This is a genomic window from Streptomyces sp. NPDC059957, from assembly GCF_042730015.1.
Lineage (GTDB): Bacteria > Actinomycetota > Actinomycetes > Streptomycetales > Streptomycetaceae > Streptomyces.
Genome location: NZ_JBHWMB010000171.1, coordinates 1 through 3,031, shown reverse-complemented (window position 1 = coordinate 3,031; position 3,031 = coordinate 1). Strand labels below are relative to the sequence as shown.

The window sequence follows — 3,031 nt, the reverse complement described above, 5'->3', positions numbered from 1 at the left end:
GCGCAAGTACGTCCAGTACGAGCCGCGATCCTCCGCCTTGCGATGCACCGCACCGAACGCCGCAACCCGGCAAACCTTCCCGGCCACAGCACTAGCCGACCGACCCCCGGCCGACGGCCGCCACCCTGGGCCCGCTACCGCGCCGCCGGACGGTGCGGGAACGCCGGCGCCGCGGGAGCGGGGCCCAGGGTGGTGGTGCCGGGAGCCGCCCGGTGGCCCAGGCCCGTGCGGTAGGCGTCCAGCGCCGCCTCGGTTCGGCCGGCTCGGCGCAGCAGATCTCCGAGGAGCCGGCACAGGTCCGCGAGGTCGCCCGTCGCCCCGCTGCGTTCCAGCAGCGCCAGGGCCTGCACGTAGTGCTCCTCGGCGGCCTCGGGCTCGCCCCGCTCCTCGGCCATGAGGCCGAGGAGCCGGTGCGCGCCGCCCGCGTGGACCGCGCCGTGACTGTCTCCGAGGGCCAGCAGCGCAGAGAGCAGCCCGGCGGCTTCCTCGTACCGGCCGAGCCGGCGCAGTACGTCGGCCAGCTCGACCTCCACCTGGGCGGTGTACAGGGCGGCCCGCCCGGCCGAGAGCATGTCCCGGGCCGTGCGCAGTTCCCGCTCGGCGGAGGCGAGGTCCCCGTCCTGGGCCTGTACGTAGCCGCGCATCCAGTGGCAGTGCGCCAGATCGGTCCGCAGCTGTAGCTGCCCGTAGATCGCCTGGGCCTTGGCCAGGGAGGCGTCGGCGTCGGCCACCCGCCCCTCGGTCAGGAAGGTCCGCGCGACCTGCCGGTGCATGCCCGCCACCAGGGCCGGGTCGGTGACCCGGGGGGCCAGCGCCAGGGCGAGCTCGGCGGCGTGGGCGGCCCGGGCGTGGGCGCCCATGTCGATGTACGGCCCGATGACGGCCGCGTAGAGCAGGAGCAGCGCCTCGGGGTCGGCCAGTCCGCTCGCCCCCAGCTCGTCGATGGTGGTCTCGAGCAGGTAGCAGGCGTAGCGCAGCTCCCCGGTGAGCAGGTGCGCCACGGCGCGGCCGCGGATCGGGCGGGCGCGGCGGGGGAGCGGCTCGTCGGCCAGCAGCCGTTCGGCGGACTCGAAGTACCCGATGGCGTCGCTGAGTTCGCCGGTCTCCAGGGCGCAGTCGCCGAGCCCGAGCAGTGCCCCGACCTGCTCGTCGGTGAGCCCGAGGCCCTCCGCTTCGGCGAGCAGGCGCCGGTAGTGGGCGGCGGCCTCGCCCGCCGCGCCGGAGGCCAGGAGCTGCTGGGCGTCGGTGAGGGCGAGGCGCAGCTCAGTGGCCAGTCCGGCGGGGCGTCCGGTGGCCAGTTCCTCGTAGGAGGTGCCGAGCCGCCCGGCCAGGAAGCGCAGGGCGGCCTCCGAGGGGCGCACCTTCCCCGCCTCCAGGGTGGAGATATAGGCCGGGGTGTACGAGGGCTCCGCCAACTTGCGCTGTGTCAGGCCGAGTTCGGTGCGCATGCGCTGAACCCTGCGGCCGATTTCGGCCGGTTCGTCCATGGGATCCCCCTGGTTGCTCGAACTGCCAAGTATTCAGCGGGACCAGGGCATTGCGCACCCGTCGTGCGCCACCTAATTTAAGCAGCCGATTCAATTCACTTACAAAGTGACTTAACTCGCTGCGTTCCAGGAGGACTTCATGCACCACGTCAGACGCCCAGCCGCCCGCGCGGTCCTGCGGGCAGCCGTAGCGGCGGCCTGCGCGACCGCCGCGTTGCTGGCCGCCGGGCCCGTCCGCGCGGCCGACGACCCGGTCGCGCCCCGGCTCGTGGTGGAGGTTCCGGGGCCGGAGCAGGGTGGTGACGCCGGATCGGGCCACGCCCGCGTCCCCGCACGGGCCGGCCAGTCGGCCGGTTCGAGCGCCAGGCTCTCCGAAGCGGAGCGGGCGGCGGACGGCGAGGTCGTCAAGCTCGTCGACAACGGCCCCACCGGCGACCGACTGGACGTGGTCTTCATCGGCGACGGCTACACGGCGGCCGAGCTGGCGAAGTTCCACACCGACGCCCAGGCCAAGTGGGCCGAGGTGACGGCCGTGGAGCCGTACACCACCTACCGGAACCTCTTCAACGTCTGGACGGTCGACGCCGTCTCCAACGAGTCCGGAGTCTCCGGCGACCCCGACCGGGCGACCGTCCGCGACACCGCCCTCGGCTCGTACTTCTGGTGCGAGGAGATCGAGCGGCTCCTGTGCATAGACCAGCCCAAGGTGGACGCCTACGTGGCCAGGGCGCCGGAGGCCGATCTGGTCATCGTCCTGGCCAACAGCGCCAAGTACGGCGGCGCCGGCTACAACGAGCCCAGCGCCACCCTCGGCTACGAAGGCATCTCCACCGCCTCGGCGGACCACGCCAAGTCCGGCCAGGTCGCCATCCACGAGACGGGCCACTCGCTCGGCAAACTCGCCGACGAGTACTTCTACCCCGGGGTCCCGGACTACGAGAAGTACACCGGGCCCGAGCCCGCCGAGTCCAACACCTCCAAGCTGTCCGCCGACCGGATGGCCCGGCAGCGGGCCAAGTGGTACCGCTGGCTCGGCGAGCCCTCGCCGGACGGAGGCGTCGTGGGCGCGTACGCGGGCGGCGGCTACTTCGTCACCGGGATCAACCGGCCCACCGACAACTCGCTGATGCGGGTCCTGGGCAAACCCTTCAACCTCCCCGGCGTCGAGGCGATGATCGCCGGCTTCTACCAGCACGCGCGGGCCGTCACCCCGCTCACCCCGACGGACCGCACCCTGCGGACGGCGCACACCGTGAAGGTCGCCGTGCCCCGGCTCACCGGCCCCGACGGCCGCCGGCTCCAGGTCCGCTGGTACCTCGACGGCCGCGAGGTCAAGCGCCTGGCGGGCCGGACCGACGTCACCGTCGCGGAGCTGCGGCTCCCCGACTTCCGCACCCACACCCTGTCGGTGACCGCCGAGGACCGGACCCCCGCGGTCCGCGATCCGGAGATCGCCCGCACGCTGCGCTCCACCGTCGACTGGAACGTCCGCCGGTAGCCGTCCGCCGGTGGTCCGGCGTGCGCGGCACGCACGCCGGCGGGGA

At 73.6% G+C, this 3,031-nt stretch carries 2 protein-coding genes; one reads left to right on the top strand and one right to left on the bottom strand.

From position 1 onward, the window contains the following. Nucleotides 1-134: 134 nt before the first annotated feature. Nucleotides 135-1,487, bottom strand: a complete 1,353-nt coding sequence (locus ACFWBW_RS41675) for a tetratricopeptide repeat protein (RefSeq protein ID WP_385385127.1) — start codon at nt 1,485-1,487, stop codon at nt 135-137. Between the two features lie 139 nt (nt 1,488-1,626). Between ACFWBW_RS41675 and ACFWBW_RS41670 the strand changes: the two genes are divergently transcribed. Next, the gene (locus ACFWBW_RS41670; RefSeq protein WP_385385124.1) at nt 1,627-2,985 is read left to right on the top strand and encodes a M64 family metallopeptidase; all 1,359 of its coding nucleotides are present in this window, start codon (nt 1,627-1,629) and stop codon (nt 2,983-2,985) included. The last annotated feature ends 46 nt before the right edge of the window (nt 2,986-3,031 follow it).

Coding starts and splice junctions, on each gene's coding strand:
- ACFWBW_RS41670 (WP_385385124.1), top strand. CDS start 1,627: ATGCACCACGTCAGACGCCCAGCCGCCCGCGCGGTCCTGCGGGCAGCC.
- ACFWBW_RS41675 (WP_385385127.1), bottom strand. CDS start 1,487: ATGGACGAACCGGCCGAAATCGGCCGCAGGGTTCAGCGCATGCGCACC.